The organism is Dactylosporangium sp. McL0621, from assembly GCF_049995355.1.
Classification (GTDB): Bacteria; Actinomycetota; Actinomycetes; order Mycobacteriales; family Micromonosporaceae; genus Dactylosporangium.
In genome coordinates this window covers 3,826,246-3,846,310 of sequence record NZ_CP188259.1, presented here as the reverse complement: position 1 = coordinate 3,846,310, position 20,065 = coordinate 3,826,246, and the positions used below count along the sequence as shown (strand labels likewise).

Here is a 20,065-nt window from a genome sequence, read left to right as displayed (position 1 = left end):
GCCCGAACGGACGCCCTAATGACCGGCCGGTCCGGCGCGGCGTCACCGGATCGGGGTCGTCCGTTCGACCGAGTGCGTCTCAGATCGGGAAGTGGCCGCGGCGCCATTGCCAGTGGTGGCCGGACTTCAGGTGGTCGGCCGCCGCGCGTTGGAGGGCGGTGTTGCGCGGCAGCTGGTCCAGGGGCGTGCTCAGGCTGCGGAACACGAAGCGCAGCACCTCGACGTCGGCGTCCAGGCCCTCCGGCTCCTCGTACGGCTCCAGCTCGAACCGCCGCTGGAAGCGGACGATGTTCGAGCTCTCCGGCAGGTACTCCAGCAGCTGCGGGTCGAGCAGCCACGAGCCGCACGCGAACGCCGTGTAGGGCTCGTCCGGGAAGTGACGCGGGAAGAACGCGCGGGCCTCGTCGAGGGACGCGTCGATCGCCTCCGGGGTCAGCGGGCCCGCCTCGGGGATGTGCAGGTCGATGGCGGTGCCGCCGCGCTGGTGCTGCAGCCGGCCCAGCTCGTAGAGGCCGCCGCGCGCGTGCAGGGTCAGCCAGCTCTGCATGACCGGCCAGCCCTCGCGGTGCATCCGGCGGTCGACCGCCAGGTTGCGGCCCAGGTCGGCCAGGGTCACCCAGGACACCGTGTCGGGGATGTCGTGCTCGCGGTGGTACTCCCGGACGACGTCGACCAGGGCGAGGTACGCATATACATAGAGGTGCCGCCAGGCGAGGCCCCGGTCGCGCGGCAGCTCCGGACCCGGCGCCAGCCAGACGTGGCCGCCGAGGTCGGCGCGGACCAGGGCGATCGAGCGGTCGAGCAGCCAGCGCAGCTCCGGTGTCCACAGTGGAGAGCCGGGGTCGGGCCAGCCGGCCATGATCTCGGCGGCGTCGTCCGGCCGCACCGCGAGGCGGTCGAGGAGTGCGGGGGCGTCGGCCTTGGCGGGCAGCGGGGCCGGCGGCCGGTCGCCGGCCAGCTCGTGTACGCGGTCGATCTCTTCGACGGGTACGCCGAGCCGGGCGGCGGTTTCTTCCAGATCCACACGAACGACTCTAACGGGCTGTGGAAAAATCGCTGTCCGCGGCCGGGCCACGGTGGTAGACAGCCCGGGTGGTAGAGACTCTCCCGCTCATCGACGAGCGCTCGGCGGCCTTCCGCGCCGCGATCGCCGCCGCGCCCGACCTCGACGTGCCGGTGCCGAGCTGTCCCGGGTGGACGCTGTTCGACCTGGCGCAGCACCTGGGTCAGGGGCAGCGCCGCTGGGCCGTCATCGTCGCCGCCGGGCCCGCCGCGCACCCCCCGGCCGAGGGCGCGCCCGAGCCCGCGCCCCGGGAGCGGGAGGAGCTGGCGGGCTGGCTGGCCGCAGCGACGCAGCGGCTCCTTCACGCGGTACAAGAGGCCGGGCCCGACCGCGGTTGCTGGACCTGGTGGGACGGCTCCGAGTCGCCGCTGACGGCCGGGGCCGTCGCGCGGCACCAGCTCCAGGAAGTCGCGGTGCACACCTACGACGCCGAGCTCGCCCTGGGCGCCCCGCGGCCGCTACCGGGTGCGGTGGCCCTCGACGGGGTCGAGGAGTTTCTGGCCACGTGCTGCGCGGGCGCGTACCGCTGGCCCCACGAACCCGCCACCATCGACTACCGTGCCGCCGAGGGTCCCTCGTGGCGCCTGTCGCTCGCGGCCGGCGGCGTCCGGCTCACCCGGTTCCCCGGCGCGGCCCCGGACGCGGCCGACGCCTCCGTCCGGGGCACGGCCGGCGAGCTGGTCCTGGCCCTGTACAACCGCATCACCGTGGACGCCCTGGAGGTCGGGGGCGACCGGCGGCTGTTCGATCTGCTCCTGGAGTGGGACCCGGACGAGTAGATGAAAGTTACGGGATCGGCGGGCTCGTCTGCTTGATCATCTGGAGGCTGTCGAGGCGGTAGAAATCGCAGCGTCCGGTGCCGCCGGCCGACACGTACAGGTCGTGGACGCCGGTGGGGGTGGTGGCCACGCCGAGGCGCAGGCTGGACTGGTACCACTGGGCGCAGTTGCCCGTGGTGCCGATCTGCAACGTCAGGAACGGGGTGGTGGACGGCGAGTCCAGGCGCAGCTCGATCGTGCCGGGGCCGGTCGAGCAGGAGCGCCAGGTCGCGTAGCCGCTGGCCTGGCCGGGCGCGCCGAAGTCGACGGCGTCGAGGCGCAGTTGGTCGCCGGGCGAGAATGCGACCGCGTGGCCACCGGAGGCCGCCGGGTCGGTGAGGACGCGCACGCCGTGCTGCGCGTCGTACGACTCGGCCTCGACGACCGAGCCGAAGGTCCGCACGGTGGCGGCGGCGGGCGGGGCGGCGGCGGTCACGGCGAGCACGGCGGCGCCGGCGACGACGAGGGTTCGTCTCATAGAGCACAGTCTATTGACAAACACGTGATTGACAGTCGTCAATCAGACGCCTAGCTTGGGGCCGGGGAAAGCGCTTACCTGCCGAAATTGGAATGGGTGGTACCGCCAACACCACTCGCCCGCCCGCCCTCACAAGGGAGAAGCCATGCCAACCATGGCAACCCGCCGCCGCACCCTGATCGCCGCGTTCTCGGCCGCCGTCGTGGCCGTCGGCGGCTCACTGGTGCTCGGCCAGTCCGCGGCCGTCGCCGCGGAGTCCAGCCCCGTCGGTTACGCGAGCCTCAACGGCGGCACGTCCGGCGGCTCGTCCGGCACCGTCGTCACCGTGACCTCGGCCTCCGCGCTCAAGTCAGCGCTGAGCTCGAGCACGTCGCAGACCGTGCGGATCTCCGGAATGATCTCGATCTCCGGGATGTACAGCGTCGCCTCGAACAAGACCGTCATCGGGGTCGGCTCCGGCTCCGGTGTCACCGGCGGCGGCTTCAACCTCTCCGGGGTGCGGAACGTGATCATCCGCAACCTGGTGTTCAAGAACGCGAGCGACGACTCGATCAACCTGCAGAACAGCACGACGAACGTGTGGATCGACCACAACGACCTGTCCAACGGGTACGACGGGCTGATCGACATCAAGCGCGGGTCGGACTTCGTCACCGTGTCGTGGAACCACCTGCACAACCACGACAAGTCGATGCTGCTCGGCCACGACGACGGCAACGGCGCGCAGGACCTCGGTCACCTGCGCGTGACGTACGTGCACAACTGGTTCGACGGCACCAACCAGCGCCACCCGCGCGTGCGGTTCGCCAACCCGGTGCACGTGCTGAACAACTACTACAGCAACATCGGCTCGTACGGCGTGGCCTCGACCATGAACGCGGGCGTGTACGTCGAGCGCAACTACTTCGAGAACGTCGCGCACCCGACCGTGACGCAGACCGGCGACTCGGACCCGGGCAACATCAAGGTGCTCAACAACTACAAGGTGAACTCGGGTACCGAGGAGGTCCGCAACGGCGCGAGCGTCGCGGCGATCCCGTACTCCTACACGCCCGAGGCCAACAGCACGGTGAAGGCGACCGTCATGGCGGGCGCCGGCACGGGCAAGATCTGACCCTTGTGGACGGTGCCCGCCCCGGTGCGGGCACCGTTCCCGGGTGGCTAGGCGAACGCGCGGGCCAGCAGGAGCCGCCGCAGGGCCGGGGGGTCGCCGAAGAGCAGATGGCCCGCGGTGGCGCGTTTGAGGTACCGGTGCGCCGGGTGCTCCCACGTGAACCCGACGCCGCCGAGCAGCTGGATCGCGTCCCGGGTGATCGTCCACGCGGCCTCGGTGGCGGCGAGCTTGGCCAGGGGGGCGGCGATCGCGAACTCGGCGGTGCCGAAGCAGCGCAGGGCGTAGCGGGCGGTCGAGGTCGCCTGTTCGAGCAGCACGTAGAGGTCGGCGACCCGGTGCCGCAGCGCCTGGAACGTCGACAGCGCCACGCCGAACTGGTGCCGGGTGCGCAGATGCTCCACAGTGGAGTGCAGCGAGGCCCGGGCCACGCCGATGGACTCGGCGGCCAGCAGCGCGTGCATCACGGCCAGCGCGTGCGCAGCGCCGGCCGGGGCGACCAGGCGGGCCGGGGCCGCGGTGAGGATCAGCGTCGCCTGGCCGCGCGTGACGTCCAGCGTGGGCACCGGCTGGACGACGGCGGCGTCGGTCGCGTACAGGTCGCCGCCCACCTCGACGAGGAACACGTCGGCGGCGTCGCCGTCCAGGACGTGCTCGACCCGCCCGTCGAGCACGGTACCGTGCGCGGTCGGCCGGGCCTCGACGGCGCCGCCGAGGGCCAGGGTGGCGATCGACGTGCCCTCGGCCAGCGGCTTCAGCAGGTCGGACCCGGGGTCCAGGGCGAGGATCGCGGCCGTGGTGGACAGCAGCGGCGCCGAGAGCAGGGCGGCGCCGGCCTCCTCCAGCACGATGCCGGCCTCGACCGCGGAGGCGCCGAAGCCGCCGTGCTCCTCGGCGACGGCGAGCGCGGTGAGGCCGAGCTCGCCGGTGAGGCGGGCCCAGCTGTACCCGGGCGAGGCGAAGAAGTCGCGGACCGACTCGCGCAGGGCGACCTGCTCCGGGGTGAACTCCACAGTGGACCCTCCTACGCTCGGGGTACGCGGCCGAGGAGACGGTCGGCGATGATGTTGCGCTGGATCTCGTTCGAGCCGCCGTAGATGGTGTCGGCGCGGGTGAACAGGAACAGGCGCTGGGCGTCGGTCAGCTCGTACGGGGCCGCCCGGGCGACCGTCGCGGCCGGCCCGTCCACGGCCAGGGCCAGCTCGCCGAGGTCGCGGTGCCAGTTCGCCCACAGCAGCTTGGCGACGGACGCGGCGATCGGGTCGGGCTCGGTCGCGGACAGCGTGCGCAGCGCGTGGTGGCGCAGGCCCTGCAGTCCGGCCCACGCGGCCACGATCCGGTCGGCGACGAGCGCGTCGTCCAGCGCGCCGGACGCCCGGGCCCGGTCCACGATGGACTCCAGCTCCCGGGCGAAGCCCAGCTGCTGGCCCAGCGTGGCCACGCCGCGCTCGAAGGCGAGGGTGCTCGTGGCGACCTTCCAGCCGTCGCCGGGCGCCCCCACCACCATGTCGGCGTCGGTGCGCGCGCCGTCGAAGAAGACCTCGTTGAACTCCGAGGTGCCCGTCAGCTGCACGATCGGACGCACGTCGACGCCCGGTTGACGCATCGGCACGAGCAGGTACGACAGTCCGTTCTTGCGCGTCTGTGCACTGGTGCGAGCGAGCACGAAACACCAGTCGGCGATGTGCGCCAGCGACGTCCAGACCTTCTGGCCGGTGACGCGCCACTGGTCGCCGTCGAGCTCGGCCCGGGTCTGCACGCCGGCGAGGTCGGAGCCGGCGCCGGGCTCGGAGTAGCCCTGGCACCACAGCTCCTCGCCGCGGGCGATCGGCGGCAGGAACCGGGCCTTCTGCTCCTCGGTGCCGTGGGCGATGAGGGTGGGCGCGAGCAGGTACTCGCCGATGTGGGACAGCCGCCCGGGGCCGCCGGCGCGCGCATACTCCTCGAAGAACGCGACCTGCTCGGCGATGCTCGCGCCGCGACCGTACGGCTCCGGCCATCCGAGCCCGATCCAGCCGCCGGCGCCGAGCTCGCGCTCCCACTCGGCCCGCAGCTCGAGGTGCTCGTGCTCGCGCCCGGGGCCGCCGGTGCCGATCAGCGACGCGAACCGGCCGGTCAGATGCTCGGCCAGCCAGGCCCGGATCTCATGCTCCATAGACGGCCGCCGGTGCGGGGGCGCGGGAGAGCAGCTCGCGCACCACGGGGCCGAGCTCGGCCGGGTCCCAGCGGCGGCCCGCGTCGGTGGCCGGGCCGTGCTGCCAGCCGTCGGCGACGCCCACGCTGCCGCCGGAGACCTCGAAGACGCGGCCGGTGACGAAGCCGGCCTCGGCCGAGGCGAGCCACACCACGAGCGGCGAGACGTTCTCCGGGGCCATCGCGTCGAAGCCGTCCGCGGGCGCGCGCATGGCGTCGGCGAACACGTCCTCGGTCATCGGCGTGCGCGCGCTCGGTGCGATTGCGTTCACGGTGATGCCGTAGCGCGCAAGTTCGGCCGCGGCGACCTGCGTCATGGCGGCCACGGCGGCCTTCGCGGCGCTGTAGCTGACCTGCCCGACGCTGCCCATGAGGCCCGCGCCCGAGGTGGTGTTCACGATCCGCGCGGCCACCGGCGTGCCGGCCTTGGCCAGCGACTTCCAGTACGCGGACGCGTGCCGCAGCGGGGCGAAGTGCCCCTTGAGGTTGACCCGGATGACGGAGTCCCACTCGTCCTCGGTGACGTTCGTGGTCATCCGGTCGCGGGCGAGCCCGGCGTTGTTCACGAGCGCGTCGAGGCGTCCGGTCGTTTGTGTCGCCTTCTCGATCAGAGCGGACGCGAACGACCAGTCGGCGATGTCGCCGGGAACAGCGGTCACCCCGCCGCCCGCGGCCGCGCACTCGCCGGCGACGGCCTCGAGGGCGTCCGCGCTCAGGTCGTTGAGCACCACGTGGTGCCCGGTGGCGGCGAACGCGAGCGCGTGCGCGCGGCCGAGCCCCTGCCCGGCGCCGGTGATGATGACCGTTCTCATACCCCGAGAACCTCCCGCTGGTAGCGCCGCACCTTGTCGCGTACCCCGACCAGATCGTCCGGGTCCGCACGAATGACCACCCGGGCCACGCCCAGCGAGCGCAGCAGCTCCAGCTCCCCGCGGTCGCGCGGGGCGCGCGCGGTCACCTCGACGTCGTCCGGGTCGCGGCCCACCGCCGCACACTCCTCGCGCAGCGCCCTGCGCAGCCGGGCGAACTCCTCGCCGCGCACACCCAGCGGATACCACCCGTCGCCGAGCCGGGCCGCCCGGCGCACCGCGGCCAGACTGTGCCCGCCGACCACGATCGGCACCGTGCCGCGCACGGGCCGGGGCCGTGAATGCACGGGGCCGAAAGAGACGAAGCGGCCGTCGTACCGTGCCGGCGCACGCGTCCACAGCGCGCGCATGGCCTCGAGGTACTCGTCGGCGCGCGCTCCGCGTTCGGCGAAGGGCACGCCGAGCGCGTCGTACTCCTCGCGCAGCCAGCCGACGCCGATCCCGGCGAGCAGTCGGCCGCCGCTGAGCACGTCGACGGTGGCGAGGCGCTTGGCCAGGTCGACCGGGTTGTGCTCGGGCAGGATGAGCATCGCGGTGCCGAGCTTGAGCGTCGTGGTGTGCGCGGCGGCGAAGGTGAGCCAGTGCAGCGGGTCCGGGACGTCGTCGTCCGCGCCGAGGCTCATGCGGCCGCTGGAGTCGTACGGGTACGAACTGTCGTAGTCATCGGGCACCACGATGTGCTCGACGGCCCACACCGACTCGCAGCCGAGCTCCTCCAGCAGCCGCACGAACCGGGCGACGGTGGCCGGGCCCGCGCCGCCGTGCGACGGCATGACCCCGAGTTTCAGCTCCACGGCGGGTACTCTACCAAACGCTTGCTTGGTAACGTACCCGCCATGCAGCAGGATTTCGCCGCACGCTCCGGCGTCGCGGTCGTCACGGGCGCGACCGGTGGCATCGGGTCCGCCGTCGCGCACATGCTCGCGGCGCGCGGTTGTGCGGTTGTGCTCGCCTACCGCTCGGACGCGGCGGCGGCGGCCGCCCTGGCCGCTTCCCTGCCGCGCGCTGTCGCCGTGCGCGCGGACCTGACCGACCCGACCGCTTGCGCCGCACTGATCGAACGCGCAGGCGAGGTCCACACGCTTGTTCACGCCGCCGGCCCCCACGTGCCGATGATGCACCTGAGCACGGTCACACCGACGCAGTTCGCCGAACAGGTCGCGCAGGACGTGCTCGCAAGCTTCAACATCGTGCACGCCGCACTGCCCGCATTGCGCGCGAGCCGCGGCAGCCTGATCGCGGTGACGACGGCGGCCACGAAGCGCTTCCCGGTGCGCGACGGCCTGTCGGCGGTACCGAAGGGCGCGGTCGAAACCCTGGTGCGCGGCATCGCCGCCGAGGAGGGCCGCCACGGCGTCCGCGCCAACTGCGTCGGCCCGGGCATGCTGACCGACGGCATGGCGACGCGCCTGATGGCCAGCGGCGACCTGAACGAACACGCCCTGGCGGTGACGCGCGCGAACATCCCGTTGCGCACGTTCGGCACCGCAACGGACGTGGCCGAGGCGGTGTGCTTCCTGGCGAGCGACCGGGCCCGCTTCATCACGGGCCAGAAACTCGACGTCGACGGCGGCTACGCGGCCTGACCCGCCCGTGTCACGGCACGACCAACCGGATCACGCCCGAGATCGGCACAAGGGTGTTGGCCGCTCTGCCGTGAGTTCGGACTTTCTGAACGTGTTGAGCGGCGAACTCGCAGGCTCGGCTGCCATTTTCGCAGCGGCTTCACCCCGGCCGGGACCGGGCCCCGCAGCCGCATCTTCCCGAGTTGCGCGATGGCCTGGGTGCGGCACATTCGGCAGTGCTCGTACAGCACGCGAACCCGGCGTTCACAACCGACGCAATGCCCGATCTGCACCGCCGGGAAGTTCAGGGTCAGCTCGACGGCGACCCGCCAGCCTTGGCGGCCTCGGCAAGGCGGGCAGACACTGTCGCCGTAAAGATCGCCCCACGACAGGCTATGGCGGCAGAAAACTGATGTGCCCACGGAACCAAGAAGCCGGGGACGGGGACCGCCGGAGGCCGATTCGTCGGGGATTCGTCCGGTCGGGCGAGCCTCAGCCGTCGGTGACCCGCAGGGTGCTCAGCGACGGGTCGGCCGCATAGGCGATTCTGACCCCGGCCAGCCGGGCCTGGTCGAGGGCCGCGAGCGCCTCCGCCGTGATCTGCTCGCCGGGCGCGAGGATCGGAATGCCCGGCGGGTACGGCGCTACGAGCTCGGCGCAGGTCCGTCCCAGGGCCCGGTCGATCGGCACCGCCCGCGCGGGGGCGAAGAATGCCTGCCTCGGCGGCATCGCCGCGACCGGTTCGACCCGGTACGCCGCGGGTCCGAGGACCGGCCGGGGTGCGGCCCGGTGCCGGCGGACCGAGGCGGCCAGGGCCGTGGTCAGGCGTTCGAGGGACTCGGGGGTGTCGGCCAGGGAGACGACGGCGACGAGGACGTCGCGGTCGGCCGACTCGATCGGCAGGCCGGCCGCCAGGAGGTCCCGCTCGACGAGGTTGCCGTCGGCGCCGGTTCCGAACAGCAGCAGCGTCAGTTTGAGCGGGTCGGCCGCGGGACCGTCCAGGACGGTCAGGCCGTCGATGCCGCGGAGCGCGGCGCGGGCCTGACGGGTGGCGGCGACGGCGGCGTCGAGCAGGGCTTCGCCGTCGCGTTCGAGCAGGGCTCGGGCGGCGTCGATGCTGGCGAGTACGGCGCCCGCCGGGCTGGTGGTGGCGGTCGCCTCGACGCCGGCGTCCAGGCGGGCCGCGTCGACGCGGCCGGTGCGGGCCAGCACGAGCGCCGCCTGGCTCCAGGCCGGGAGCGTCTTGTGGGCGCTGGTCACCATGACGTCGGCGCCGAGCTGGAGTGGGTGGCGCGGCAGGGCCGGGTGGAAGCCGAAGTGGGCGGACCACGCCGCGTCGACCACCAGCGGCAGGCCGAAGTCGTAGGCCGCGTCGGCGAGGCCGGCGATGTCGCCGACGGTGCCGACGTAGGACGGGTCGCCCACGAACACCGCCCGCACGCCGGGATTTGCGGACAGCGCGCGCCGCAGGGTCGCGGGGGCGACGCCGAGCGGGAGGCCGGTGGCGGGGTCGACCTCGGGGCGGACCCAGACGGGGGTCAGGCCGGCCAGCACCAGCCCCAGCAGGAGCGAACGGTGCAGGGTGCGGCTCACCACGACCCGGTCGCCGTCGCCGGCGACGGCCAGCGCGACGGCCTGGTTGGCGTGGGTCGCGCCGCCGGTGGAGAAGCGGCAGAAGTCCGCGCCCCACAGCCGGGCCGCGCGGGCCTCGGCCGCGGCGAGCACTCCGGTGCTCAGCTTCATGGTGTCGAGGCCGGCGTAGAGCGGGACGTCACCGGCGACCACGTCGCCGACGAGGTCGGCGCGCTGCTTGTGGCCCGGGATGGTGAACGGCGTCGGCGGGCTCTCCGCGAAGCGCAGCCAGGCGTCCAGCAACGGCGCGTCGGCGCGCAGGCCGCGCGGGTCAGTCGGCATCGGGCGCCCCGACGGAGCTGACGCGCAGCCAGGCGTCCAGCAACGGCGCGCCGACGCGCAGGCCGCGCGGGTCAGTCGGCATCGGGCGTCCAGGCGGCAAGGACCGTGACCAGGGCGGCGGCGAGGGCGCGGACCTGGCGCAGGTCGACCCACTCGTCGACTGCGTGCAGCCCGCCGCCCGACGGGCCGCACACCAGGGTCGGGGCGACCCGCTGCCACAGCGGTGCCTCCATCCAGTACGGGGCGTCGAACGTCGGCCCGGTGCCGAGCTCGTCCCCCAGGCGGCGGGACAGACCGGCGGCCGGCCCAGTGTCGTCCAGGCGCCAGCCGTCACGGTGCGCGACGAGTTCGGCGGTGGCGTACCACTCCGGCCTCAGCAAGGAGCGCACCTCGGACAGCGCCCCGGCGCTGTCCCGCCCCGCCGGCGTGCGCAGCTCGACCAGGCACTCCGCGTGGTCGGGCACCACGAACGGCGACTCCCCGCCGCGTGCGACCGTCACCATCAGGTCGCCGCCGCCGGCCCGTACGGCCGCCGACCGCTCGTCGACCGCGTGCAGCAGCCGGCCCAGATGAGTGACCGCGTTGACGCCGAGGCCGGCCTGGGAGCTGTGCGCGGCGAGGCCGGTGAAGCGCACCCGCACGACCGCGAACCCGCGCAGCGACCTGGTCAGGGCGAGGTCGGTCGGCTCCGCGATCAGGCAGGCGTCCGGCCGGACCCCGAGGCCGGGGAGGGCGTCGATCACGGCCTCGCTGCCCAGGCTCGCGTCCTCCTCGTCGGCCACCAGCGCGAGCACCGGGCGGACGGGCGCGTTCGTGGCCACGAGGTGCTCCGCGGCGGCGACGATCGCCGCCACGCCGCCCTTCATGTCCGCGGCGCCGCGGCCGAAGAGCCGGTCCCCGTCGAGCCTGGGCGCGAACGGCTCCGGCATCCCGGCGACCCCCACGGTGTCGAGATGGCCGTTCAGCACGAGGGCCGGGCCCGCGGCCGGGCCCGGCGGCACCGCGACCAGGCTGGGGCGGCCGGGCCGCCCGGGCGCCGGGACCACCGTGGTGACGAAGCCCGAGGCCTGCAGCCGCGCGCGGAGGTGCCCGACGATCGCCGTCTCGCCCGCGGCCCCCGGGACCAGGCCCGGGTTGACGCTGTCGATGCGGACGAGGTCGCCCAGCAGCGCCACCGCCCCGGCCTCCACGTTTCGCATGGCCCGAGCGTAGACACCCGGAGATCACCGGGACACGCGCAGATCCTCCGGCACGGCGTACCAGTTGTCCGGGCGGTCCACGATCGGCGCCGACAGGCCGGTCTCCAGCACGCGCTCCAGGCGCAGCAGGAACGCGGCGATCCCCGCGGCGCCCTGCATCCAGGTCGTGCCCGGCGGCAGGAGCGGCTCGTCGATGCGGTACTCGATGAAGCGCCAGTTGCGGCCGTCGACCGCGCGGGCGACCAGGGCGTCGCCCATCGTGCGGGCTCCGTCGAGGTAGGACGGGTCGGCCAGGGACTGGGCCGCGTCCAGCAGGACGTCGCCGACGCCCGCGGTACCGCAGCAGCGTCCGTCGTTGTCCCAGAAGCCCGGGCGCAGCCGCTCCGGCAGGCCCGAGGTGAGCACCGAGTGCAGGCAGCGGCGCCGCAGCTCCTCGACCGGATGGCCGCCGACCGCGGCGACGCCCGCGCGCTCCAACGAGGCGAACAGCTGGGAGGTGCCCGTCGGGCCGTGGCACCAGGTGTACGTCACCGGCTCCACCTCGCGCTTGGAGCGCGGGATCGTGTGCTCGACGACGAAGCCGCCGCCGGAGAGGTCGGCGATCGCCAGGAGGTGCTCGGCGCCCCGCCGGGCGGGATCGGGCCAGCCGGCCAGCGCCAGGGCGGCGGCCACGCCCGCGGTGCCGTGGGAGAAGTTCGGCGAGCTCGACGGGTAGTCCGGCTTCATCCGCCAGTCCAGCCCGCCCTCGGCCGGCTCGGCCCCGCCGGCCAGCGCCGCCGCCGCGGACGGGTACTCGACGCCGAGCCAGGACAGCGCGAGCAGGACGCCGGCGGTGCCCGAGATGACGTCGTGGTACGCCGGCGGCGGCAGCGACAGGATGCGCGCCACCGCCGCTGACTCCCGGCCCGGGGTCAGCAGCCGCAGGGCCGTCGCGTCGCCGGCCAGGCCGTCGAAGAGCGACACGTCCGTCCGCGTGGGGATCTGCCGTTCCAGGCGCGCCACGATCCCGGCCGCCAGCGCCGATTCGGCGTCGGTCAGGGCGCGGTACTGCCGGATCTCGGCCAGCACCGGCGCGAGGCCCGCGATCCCGGCGTAGAACGAGTCGCGGTATTCGTCCCGGTCACCCGGGACCGAGACGGGCAGCCACGGGCCGTCGGACTCGCCGATCTGGTCGAGCACCCATGCCCAGGCCGCCTCGCCCAGCGCTCGGTATGAGGTCACCGAACGGACGGTACCGCATCCGGGAAGAGCCGATCGAAGACCGCGGTCCGCTCGAACGCCATCGCGTAGTCGCGGGCCCGGTTCTCCCGCGCCGACCGCTCGGCCGGCGACATCTCCAGCACCACCCGGTCGAGCGCCGCGGCGAGCCCGTCCACGTCGAACGGCTCGACGATCACCGCGGTGTCGCCGACCGCCTCGCCGGTGCCGCCGGTAAGCGTCGTGACCACCGGGCCGCCGCCGGCCAGCATCTTCTCGGCCAGGGCGATGCCGAACGTCTCGACGAAGTCGGGCTCGGGGCGGGTCGGCAGCGCGTAGGCCGCGCAGCCCCGCATGAGCAGCGGCTTCTCGGTGTCGTCGACGTCGGTGAGGAACACCACGCGGTCGTCGCCCGCGGCCAGGGCCCGGACCTCCTCCAGCGCCGGGCCGGTGCCGGCGACCACGAGCCGGACCGTGGAGCGGCAGCGCATCCGCCGGTACGCCTCGACGAGGTCGTGGATGCCCTTGGCCCGGGCGACCCGGGACAGGAAGAGGATGTACCCGTCCCGCTCGAGCCCGCGCCGCGCCAGCGCCCGGTCGACGGCGGCGGGGTCGAGGCCGAGGTACGCGGAGGCGTCGATCGGCGGGTAGCCGATGGTCACCCGGAGGCGGCACTGCTCGGCGAAGCGGGTGCCGCAGCGGGCGTCGACCTGCTCGGCGGCGGCGATGATCTCGTCGCGGGTGTACTGCGACACCGCCACGAGCTCGTCGTTGCCCAGGAACGTGGTGAACAGGGCGATCGCCGCGCCCATCCGCCCGTCGCGCAGGCAGGAGCGGATCACGTTTGTGACGTCGGAGCCGACGGCCTTGGCGACGGTGCGCACGTCCGGGTTGAAGCCGGCGGCGCGCACGGCCGCGACGGCGTCGGCCACGACGGTGGCGTGCGGGACGAGGTACATCGACAGGCACGTGGTCGGCACCGGCTCCAGCAGCAGCTCGGTCAGCCGCCCGGTGAGGCCGGCGAGGTGGCGGCCGTCGGGCACCCGGTAGTCGCCGACCGGCTCGGGCCGCTCGACGGTGATCCCGGGGCTGTACGGCAGCAGCCGGTCCAGCGGCTTGAGCGGCAGCCCGGCCGCCTGCAGCGCCGCGATGGGCCAGGTCAGCAGCCGGACGTCGTCGAAGCCGCGGCGCAGCGCGACCTCCGCGAGGTTGCGGGCCTCGCCGGAGTGGCCGCAGATGACCGGGTCCGCCCGGACCACGATGACGAGGCGGCGGTTGATGTACGTCACCTGGTCTCCTTCGCTGCGAACGCCTGGTCGGACGCCGACGGGGGCCGTTGCCGCCGGCCCTGCCCCCACGGCGACGGCTCGGGGCCGAGGCGGAGGTGCAGCCGGCCGCCCCGGTGGATCTCGGCGGCGCTGATGTGGGTGGCGTCCAGCCGCCGGCCGTTGAGGGTCACCGACTGGACGTACTGCGGGGCCGGGTCACCGTCGAGCCCGTCGGCGCCGATGGGCGTCGCGCGGTGGCCGCTGGTCTCCACGATGAACTCCCGGTCGCCGACCCGCACGGCGGAGCGCTCGAAGGCGGGCGCGTTGATCAGGAAGAGGCTCTGCCCGGCGACCGGGAACAGCCCGAGGGACGCCCACACGTACCAGGAGCTCAGGCCGCCCGAGTCGTCGTTGCCCGGCAGCCCGCCCGGGCCGGTGCCGAACTGCCAGGTGAGCGCGGCGTGCACGATCTCGGCGGTCCGGTCGGGGCGCCCGGCGTAGTGGTAGGCCCACGGCGCCTCCATGTCGGGCTCGTTGTTGAGGCCCTCGAAGCGGTTCAGGGCGTAGCCGGCGAGCATCTCCGCGGGCGGCGGGCGGCGCCCGGGCTGGGTGACCGGCTCGGCCCCGAAGCCGAAGAACCGGTCGAGGTTGCCGATGAACTCCTCCTCGCCGCCGCCGAGGGCGATGCGGGCGGCCATGTCGTGCAGCAGGCGGAACGAGTAGTTCCACTTGCCGCCCTCGTAGAACTCGGAGTCGCGCAGCAGGCCGGTGACCGGGTCGAAGGCGTTGATCCAGTGCCGGCTGCGCCGCTCGAGGTCCTCGGCGAGGCGCACGTCGTTGAGGGCTCGGGCGACCTGGGCGGTGCAGTGGTGGGCGTAGGCGAGGTCGAGGGTGTGGCTGATCGGGTGGACGATGCCGTGCTCGAAGAAGTCCTCGCCGTACATCCGGCGCAGGTCGTCGACCATGTGCACGAGCGCCCAGTTCCAGTCCAGCTCGGCCCGGCCCAGCGCGTGGGCGTCGGCGAGCACGGTGTGGGCCAGGGCGCTGGCCTGGCGGAAGAAGCGGTCGGCGCCGCGGGCCATGCGGTACCCGATCGGGAAGTTGCCCTCCTCCTCGCAGACCCGGATCAGCGACTCCAGCAGGTCGGCGGCCCGGTCGGGCGCGACCGCGGACAGCAGCGGCAGCTGGGTCTTGTAGATGTCCCACATGGTGCACACGTCGAACGCGAACGGGCCGGAGTTCGGCCAGAACGGGCTCTCGTCGTCGCCGAAGCACGGCTTGATCAGGGAGTGGTACATCGCGGTGGCGAACACGGTGCGCCGGGCCGGGGTGCCGCCGTCGACCGTCACCCGCCCGAGGTGCTCGCGCCAGCGGTCTTGGGTCGCGTCCCGCACCCGGTCGAACGCGTCGCCGCCCGGCCCGCACTCCCGCTCCAGGTTGCGGGCGGCCTGCTCGCAGCCGCGCAGCGAGAAGCCGAGGCGGATCTCGACCGTCTGCCCGGCGCGCGTCGGACCGATGAACAGCATGCCGAACGGCCGCAGGGTCGTGTGCCGGATGCTGTCGAAGTCGAGCCGTGTTCCGCCGTCGATGAGGCGCCGGTCGTACCACAGCATCTGCCGCCAGCCGCGGCTGACCACCTCGGCGTGCACGGACAACGGCACGCCCTCCATGTCGACCGTGCCCTGCACCCGGCCCTGCCCGAGGCTCTCGGCCTGCGCCCGCAGCGGCACCGTGCGACCCAGGTCGATGGCCAGGCCGCCGCACGAAAGGTCGACGACGATGCGGGCGCTGCTGCTCTCCGGGAAGGTGTACCGGTGCACGGCGACCTTGGCCCCGACGGTGATCTCGCAGCGGATGCCGGTGTCGAGGGTCGCCGCGTAGTACCCGGCCTCGGCCACCTCGTCGTGCAGGGGCCAGGACTCGCCGAGCGAGTCGAGCGGCTGCACCATCGGGGTGACCCGCACGTAGTTGTAGTACTTGCGGATCGCGCCGGTGCCGGACTGCTGGAAATGGGTGAACCCGGAGGCCTGGAGCCGGTCGAAGAGCAGCTCCGGCACGCCCTCGGTGTTCTTGGCGTACCGGCCGTAGCCGGTCGGGTACGCCCCGGAGTACGCGCAGGCCGAGACCATGCCGAACGGCGAGGTCGCGCCCGGGTGGGTGTTGCCGACCTGCGGCTTGGGCCACCACCAGGTAGCGGCCAGACCATGCGCCTTGGGCAGGTCGGTCGCGGCGGTACCGATGAAGGGGTCAACGTCGTCGAAGATGACGGGACACTACCCCCCGCCGCTGTGAGGTGGGTTTCACGGAGATGAAACCTCGCTCCGCCGGCGGCGGGGGGCGGTGACGATCAGCCTCCCGTGAACGACGGGGTCGTGCCGCACTTGGCCTTGGCGTCCAGGCACACCTTCACGAGCGGGCCGAGGTTCTCGGGCTTCCACGCGTTCATGAAGTCGCCGTGCATCGACGAGGCCATCCCGGAGGAGAGCGCCAGCCCGTCGCCGCCCAGCGAGTCGTAGTTGACCATGAACGAGAGGTTGGGGATCGCGACCGGGTAGTCGCCCTGGCACTTGCCGTTCACCGCGTTGCCCATGTGCGACTTGTGGTCGGGCGAGTCGATGTGCTTGCCGTCCCAGCAGTCGGCGAAGGTCAGCTGGAAGATGAGGTTGCCGCCGGCCGCGCAGACCGGCCAGTTGCCGTCGGCGCTGCGGCCGGTCTCGGCGCTGCCCGCGCACCAGAACTGCCCCGACGCGCCCTTCGGCGTCGCCGTCTGCTTCTTGGCGTCACCGGAGATCATGACCAGGCCGGGCGGGAACGGCATCGTGACCGACGGGTCGGGCAGGCGGGACCCGTAGTACACCCGGAAGCTCTTCATCTTGACCGGCTGCCCGTTCTTCTGCAGCTGCGGCACCCAGTACGCGCTGTTGTCGCCGGGCGCGTTGCAGTTGGTGGCCTCGCCGAACAGGTCGGCCGGCTTGCTGGTCGCGGTGACCTTCGGCCCGAAGAACGTGTGCATGTGCGACGCGCCCGCCAGGCCCGGGAACACGATCGGGTCGTCCGGGGCCTCGCCCGACACCGCGCAGTCGGTGTGGAACTCCGACACGCGGGTCGTGCCGGCCGGCACCGGGAGCTGCTGGAGCTTGTTGAACGCGGCGACCTGCTGCTGCCAGGCGGCCTGGTCGACGTCCACCCAGCCGGCGGTGCCGGTGCCGGTGCCGCCCGTGGCGCCGCCGGTCGGGCCGCCGGTCGTCGGCGACGGCGCGGCGGTCGTCGGCGGGGCGACGGTCGCGGTGGCCGGCGGCCGCCCGCCGCTGCCGAGGGTGAACCAGTTGACGTTCACGAAGTCGTACTGCTGGGCGCTCTTCATGACCGCGACGACGGTCTGCTTGCCGGCCGGCACCGAGGTGGCGGTGGCGGTCACGGTCTTCCACGACTGCCAGTTGCCGGTGTACGCGACCGGGAACGTGGCCAGCAGCGTCCCGGCCGGCGAGCCCAGGTGCAGCTCGATGGAGCCGCCGGCCTTGTTCTCGGCGGCGATGCGGACGCTCAGGTCGGCGCCGGCGAGGGTCACGTTGTCGTACTGCAGCCAGTCGCCGTTGGCGAGCCAGCCGACGTTCTTGCCGCCGCCGGCGTCGCGGGTGTTCTCGGTCTGCGCGCCGCTCTGGGCCGAGTAGGACTCGGCCTCCAGCTTCGGCGCCGTGTTCTCGTCCGCGCTCGCGGTCGCCATATAGGCGCCGCCGGCGCCGGCGACGACCGCGACCGCGGCGGCGCCGAGGAGTACTCGGGTTCTGAGGCGCATGTCGATCCTTTTCTGCAGGCTCGGGTGCGCCGCCAGTATTCAAAGCGCCTGTATGCAGGTTCAAGAGGGCAAAGGAAAACTTAGAGAGCGCTCTCTGGAAGATCGTGGCCAGGCCTCGGGAAATCGCTCGATTACATTTTTTCGAAATCCCGTTCTTAAATCTTCTTTAGCGACGGTACGTGTGCGGGCGCACGCACTCAGCGAGCGATCTCGACCCCCTGCACCCCGTCGAGCCGGCGCAGCGCCTCGGCGATCGCGGGCAGCGAGGTGTCGTTGTCCCCCTGGGCCGTGAGCACGATCGACTGGTCGTGCCCGGCGTAGTCGATGCGCAGCACGTGCGCCGTGGGCAGGGCGGCGACCGCGGCGCGCTCGACCTCGTCGAGCGCGTGGTCGGGGGCGAGGGTCAGGGTCACCCGGATCCGGTGCCGGTCGGGCAGCCAGTTGGCCTCGGCCACCTTGAACAGCCACAGCGCGGCGAGCGCGACCGCGGTGACGGCGACCGCGGCCCAGTACAGCTTCAGGCCGGCGGCCACGCCGATCGCGGCGGTGACCCACAGCGAGGCCGCCGTGGTCAGCCCGCTGATGTTCACGCCCTCCTTGAAGATGGCCCCCGCGCCGAGAAAGCCGATGCCGGTGACGACCTGGGCCGCGACGCGGGTCCGGTCGGAGCCGAGCTCGTAGCCCGCGGCCGTGAACAGCGCCGCGCCGACGGCGACGAGCATGTGGGTGCGCAGGCCCGCGGGCTGGGCCCCGATCTCGCGCTCCAGGCCGACGAGGGCGCCGAGCAGCAGCGGCGGGATGACGGTCCAGTCCATGACACGTTGTACCGCCGCCGGGCCGTTCCCGCCACTCAGCCGCCGGGGCAGGTGTTGGTGCCGCCGCTGAAGGTGACGCACTGGCGGCCGGTCGGCTCCGGCTCCGGCGCGCCGAGCTGCCGCGTGCCGACCAGGCTCAGGATGATCGCGGGCAGCAGCGTCACGCCGGCCACGACGAGCGCGATCTGCGGCAGCTTGGCCAGGCGCAGCCAGCGCGCCACCCCGGCCACGACGAGCGGTCCGACGATCAGCACGGCCGCGAGCAGGAACTCCAGGCTGCCGAGGCGCTCGTCGGGCGCCGTGCCCTCGGACTCGAGCACGCGGGCGAGCACGGCCCGGGTCAGGCCGGCGACCGCCACCAGCCAGCCCGCCGCGAGCGCGGCGCAGGCCAGGACGCCGGGCAGTCTCGAGGTCACGCGTCCACGGTAGCGGGGGCGAGCGCGGCATCGATGACCGCCGTCTCCAGGTCGCGCGCGCACTGCTCGATCGCGGCCGGGGTGTAGCGGTGCGTGTCGCCCCACATGGTGTACACGATCCGCCCCGGCTCGTCCTCGACGTGCAGGTAGAACGTGCCGTCGTAGGTGTCCTCGCGCCCGCCCCAGTGCACGGTGCCCGCCGCGCGGGCCGCCCGGATCGCCTGGGGTGTGGGCGCCTCGCCGCCGATCTCGTCGGTGCCGCGGCGGCGGTCGTTGAGGTAGCACGACCACGCCTCCAGGTCGCGGGTCGCGGCGGTGCCGTCGAAATAGCCGTGTTTGTACGCCCCGAGCGTCGCCGCCCACGCCCGCGCCGCGATCTCGTCGAAGGGCATGCCGACGTCGATCACGCAGAGGCCGAACTGGCGCAGGCTCGTCACCGCTTCGCCGAAACCGGGCCGGAACCGGTTGTTCACCACGATCTGCACCACCGCGGTGGGCGAGCCGGTGACGCGGGCCAGGGCGACGGCGTAGGCGGCGAGCAGGATCGGGCCGGAGGCGAGCCCGGTGCGGGCCGCGACCGCGCGCACGGCGAGGGCCAGGGCCGGGGACTCGCAGACGACCTCCCAGTGGCGGGGCTCGCCGTGGCCCGGATCGGCCGCCTCGGGGTGCGGGACGGCCGGGACGCGGTCGAGCTGGCGCTCCCAGTACCGCAGCGCCTTCTCGCTCTGCCGCAGCGCCGCGGGCTCCTGCTGGAGGGCGGCGAGCTCCAGCGGCCGCACCCCGGCGATGGGCGCCGCGGCGGCCCCGAGGTGGGCCAGGTCGCGCACGATCGCGTCGATGCCGAAGCCGTCGATGATGACGTGGTAGTACATCAGCACCACGTGCGTCGGCGTCTCCCCGTCGAGCACGACGCCCATCCGCACCGGCCATTCGCCGAACGGGTCGAAATGCCTGGTCTGGTACCGCACCCGCAGCGCCTCCGCGGTGACCTCCGGGTCCGGCCCGGCCTCGACGAGCTCGAGCCCGATCGCGCCGGACGCGTGCACCCGCTGGCGCGGCGGGCCGCCGTCGACCGGCACCAGCCGGGTCCGCAGCGCCTGGTGCCGGCTCACGATGAAGCGCAGCAGGTCCGCGAGGTGGGCGACGGTCTCGCCGGGCGCGGCCGGGACGGTGCCGCCGATGTTCATCGTCCGGCCGGTGCGCCGCATGAGGTCCCAGACGTCGCGCTGCCCCCACGTCAGCTCCGCGGTCCCGGAGCCCTCGCCCTCGAACTCCACCACGATGTCCACGCGGGCGAGTGTCCCGCCGCGCCCGCCCCGGCCGTCAACGGCGGCCGCCGGCCCGGGGTATCGCCGCTGGTGGC

General features: G+C 73.5%; 18 protein-coding genes. 3 read left to right on the top strand and 15 right to left on the bottom strand.

Features of this window, described 5'->3' with window-relative positions; translation table 11 throughout:
- Positions 1 to 79: 79 nt before the first annotated feature.
- Positions 80 to 1,024 (bottom strand): acyltransferase domain-containing protein, encoded by a 945-nt coding sequence (locus ACPPVO_RS18185; RefSeq protein WP_426512374.1) that lies wholly within the window; start codon positions 1,022 to 1,024, stop codon positions 80 to 82.
- 68 nt (positions 1,025 to 1,092) lie between these two features.
- On the opposite strand from ACPPVO_RS18185, the gene ACPPVO_RS18180 reads away from it, so the two are divergent.
- Positions 1,093 to 1,842 carry a maleylpyruvate isomerase family mycothiol-dependent enzyme gene (locus ACPPVO_RS18180; RefSeq protein WP_426512373.1) on the top strand — a complete coding sequence of 250 codons (750 nt, stop codon included), beginning with the start codon at positions 1,093 to 1,095 and terminating at the stop codon, positions 1,840 to 1,842.
- 7 nt (positions 1,843 to 1,849) lie between these two features.
- Here the strand turns inward: ACPPVO_RS18180 and ACPPVO_RS18175 are convergent, their stop codons facing one another.
- Positions 1,850 to 2,359, bottom strand: coding sequence for a carbohydrate-binding protein (locus tag ACPPVO_RS18175; protein WP_426512372.1), 510 nt, complete (start codon positions 2,357 to 2,359; stop codon positions 1,850 to 1,852).
- A gap of 154 nt (positions 2,360 to 2,513) precedes the next feature.
- On the opposite strand from ACPPVO_RS18175, the gene ACPPVO_RS18170 reads away from it, so the two are divergent.
- The gene (locus ACPPVO_RS18170; protein WP_426514646.1) at positions 2,514 to 3,473 is read left to right on the top strand and encodes a pectate lyase family protein; all 960 of its coding nucleotides are present in this window, start codon (positions 2,514 to 2,516) and stop codon (positions 3,471 to 3,473) included.
- 47 nt (positions 3,474 to 3,520) lie between these two features.
- Here the strand turns inward: ACPPVO_RS18170 and ACPPVO_RS18165 are convergent, their stop codons facing one another.
- Genes ACPPVO_RS18165 through ACPPVO_RS18150 form a run of 4 tightly spaced genes read right to left on the bottom strand, consistent with a single transcriptional unit; the run spans position 3,521 to position 7,326 of the window.
- The gene (locus tag ACPPVO_RS18165; RefSeq protein WP_426512371.1) at positions 3,521 to 4,483 is read right to left on the bottom strand and encodes an acyl-CoA dehydrogenase family protein; all 963 of its coding nucleotides are present in this window, start codon (positions 4,481 to 4,483) and stop codon (positions 3,521 to 3,523) included.
- 11 nt (positions 4,484 to 4,494) lie between these two features.
- On the bottom strand, positions 4,495 to 5,625 hold the full coding sequence (locus tag ACPPVO_RS18160) for an acyl-CoA dehydrogenase family protein (protein ID WP_426512370.1): 1,131 nt from the start codon (positions 5,623 to 5,625) through the stop codon (positions 4,495 to 4,497).
- The gene (locus ACPPVO_RS18155; RefSeq protein WP_426512369.1) at positions 5,615 to 6,475 is read right to left on the bottom strand and encodes an SDR family oxidoreductase; all 861 of its coding nucleotides are present in this window, start codon (positions 6,473 to 6,475) and stop codon (positions 5,615 to 5,617) included. Before ACPPVO_RS18155 ends, ACPPVO_RS18160 begins: the two co-directional genes overlap by 11 nt.
- Complete coding sequence (locus tag ACPPVO_RS18150) at positions 6,472 to 7,326, bottom strand: LLM class F420-dependent oxidoreductase (protein WP_426512368.1); 855 nt, start codon at positions 7,324 to 7,326, stop codon at positions 6,472 to 6,474. The genes ACPPVO_RS18155 and ACPPVO_RS18150 overlap by 4 nt, the downstream gene beginning before the upstream one ends.
- Here ACPPVO_RS18150 and ACPPVO_RS18145 point away from each other — a divergent pair.
- Positions 7,294 to 8,118 carry an SDR family NAD(P)-dependent oxidoreductase gene (locus tag ACPPVO_RS18145; RefSeq protein WP_426512367.1) on the top strand — a complete coding sequence of 275 codons (825 nt, stop codon included), beginning with the start codon at positions 7,294 to 7,296 and terminating at the stop codon, positions 8,116 to 8,118. The genes ACPPVO_RS18150 and ACPPVO_RS18145 overlap by 33 nt on opposite strands.
- 471 nt (positions 8,119 to 8,589) lie before the next feature.
- Here ACPPVO_RS18145 and ACPPVO_RS18140 read toward each other — a convergent pair whose 3' ends face one another.
- From ACPPVO_RS18140 to ACPPVO_RS18100, 9 genes are all read right to left on the bottom strand, one after another.
- Complete coding sequence (locus tag ACPPVO_RS18140; protein ID WP_426512366.1) at positions 8,590 to 10,011, bottom strand: aminotransferase class I/II-fold pyridoxal phosphate-dependent enzyme; 1,422 nt, start codon at positions 10,009 to 10,011, stop codon at positions 8,590 to 8,592.
- Between the two features lie 71 nt (positions 10,012 to 10,082).
- On the bottom strand, positions 10,083 to 11,210 hold the full coding sequence (locus tag ACPPVO_RS18135; protein ID WP_426512365.1) for a M20 family metallopeptidase: 1,128 nt from the start codon (positions 11,208 to 11,210) through the stop codon (positions 10,083 to 10,085).
- Positions 11,211 to 11,234: 24 nt separating this feature from the next.
- On the bottom strand, positions 11,235 to 12,431 hold the full coding sequence (locus tag ACPPVO_RS18130; RefSeq protein WP_426512364.1) for a lanthionine synthetase LanC family protein: 1,197 nt from the start codon (positions 12,429 to 12,431) through the stop codon (positions 11,235 to 11,237).
- Positions 12,428 to 13,696 carry a glycosyltransferase gene (locus tag ACPPVO_RS18125; RefSeq protein ID WP_426512363.1) on the bottom strand — a complete coding sequence of 423 codons (1,269 nt, stop codon included), beginning with the start codon at positions 13,694 to 13,696 and terminating at the stop codon, positions 12,428 to 12,430. Before ACPPVO_RS18125 ends, ACPPVO_RS18130 begins: the two co-directional genes overlap by 4 nt.
- Positions 13,693 to 15,876, bottom strand: a complete 2,184-nt coding sequence (locus ACPPVO_RS18120; RefSeq protein ID WP_426514645.1) for a GH92 family glycosyl hydrolase — start codon at positions 15,874 to 15,876, stop codon at positions 13,693 to 13,695. Before ACPPVO_RS18120 ends, ACPPVO_RS18125 begins: the two co-directional genes overlap by 4 nt.
- Positions 15,877 to 16,022: 146 nt before the next feature.
- Positions 16,023 to 17,471, bottom strand: coding sequence for a DUF1996 domain-containing protein (locus ACPPVO_RS18115; protein WP_426512362.1), 1,449 nt, complete (start codon positions 17,469 to 17,471; stop codon positions 16,023 to 16,025).
- Between the two features lie 197 nt (positions 17,472 to 17,668).
- The gene (locus ACPPVO_RS18110; protein WP_426512361.1) at positions 17,669 to 18,286 is read right to left on the bottom strand and encodes an MgtC/SapB family protein; all 618 of its coding nucleotides are present in this window, start codon (positions 18,284 to 18,286) and stop codon (positions 17,669 to 17,671) included.
- 35 nt (positions 18,287 to 18,321) lie between these two features.
- Positions 18,322 to 18,702, bottom strand: coding sequence for a hypothetical protein (locus ACPPVO_RS18105; protein WP_426512360.1), 381 nt, complete (start codon positions 18,700 to 18,702; stop codon positions 18,322 to 18,324).
- The gene (locus ACPPVO_RS18100) at positions 18,699 to 19,991 is read right to left on the bottom strand and encodes a condensation domain-containing protein (protein ID WP_426512359.1); all 1,293 of its coding nucleotides are present in this window, start codon (positions 19,989 to 19,991) and stop codon (positions 18,699 to 18,701) included. The genes ACPPVO_RS18105 and ACPPVO_RS18100 overlap by 4 nt, the downstream gene beginning before the upstream one ends.
- Between the last annotated feature and the right edge of the window lie 74 nt (positions 19,992 to 20,065).

Excerpts from the sequence above, each read along its gene's own strand:
- ACPPVO_RS18175 (WP_426512372.1), bottom strand. The coding sequence starts at position 2,359 with ATGAGACGAACCCTCGTCGTCGCCGGCGCCGCCGTGCTCGCCGTGACC.
- ACPPVO_RS18170 (WP_426514646.1), top strand. The coding sequence starts at position 2,514 with ATGGCAACCCGCCGCCGCACCCTGATCGCCGCGTTCTCGGCCGCCGTC.
- ACPPVO_RS18160 (WP_426512370.1), bottom strand. The coding sequence starts at position 5,625 with ATGGAGCATGAGATCCGGGCCTGGCTGGCCGAGCATCTGACCGGCCGG.
- ACPPVO_RS18155 (WP_426512369.1), bottom strand. The coding sequence starts at position 6,475 with ATGAGAACGGTCATCATCACCGGCGCCGGGCAGGGGCTCGGCCGCGCG.
- ACPPVO_RS18140 (WP_426512366.1), bottom strand. The coding sequence starts at position 10,011 with ATGCCGACTGACCCGCGCGGCCTGCGCGCCGACGCGCCGTTGCTGGAC.
- ACPPVO_RS18135 (WP_426512365.1), bottom strand. The coding sequence starts at position 11,210 with ATGCGAAACGTGGAGGCCGGGGCGGTGGCGCTGCTGGGCGACCTCGTC.
- ACPPVO_RS18115 (WP_426512362.1), bottom strand. The coding sequence starts at position 17,471 with ATGCGCCTCAGAACCCGAGTACTCCTCGGCGCCGCCGCGGTCGCGGTC.
- ACPPVO_RS18110 (WP_426512361.1), bottom strand. The coding sequence starts at position 18,286 with ATGGACTGGACCGTCATCCCGCCGCTGCTGCTCGGCGCCCTCGTCGGC.